We start from the raw sequence: 202 nt of genomic DNA on the forward strand, positions 1-202 counted from the left end.
GCGTACGCGTAGGTACGGCCCGCCCGGTCGCCGAACCCGCAGCGCATCCCGGGGTCCGTACCCCCGCAGCGGTCGCCGGTGATCTCCTCGCGCCGGGTGAAGTACGCGTCCAGGTACGCCCCGGCGCGCGGGCGTCCGGCGGCCCGGGCCCGCAGGACGGCTTCCCGTCCGGTGGCGGGCGGCGGGGTGTCCCCGAGGCCAT

The 202-nt window shown here is 78.7% G+C and carries 1 pseudogene; it reads right to left on the minus strand.

Annotated elements, in window-relative coordinates:
• A pseudogene (locus GT042_RS30575) lies at nucleotides 1–202 on the minus strand (acetyl-CoA carboxylase); the annotation flags it as partial.

Source organism: Streptomyces sp. SID3212 (assembly GCF_009865405.1).
GTDB lineage: Bacteria > Actinomycetota > Actinomycetes > Streptomycetales > Streptomycetaceae > Streptomyces.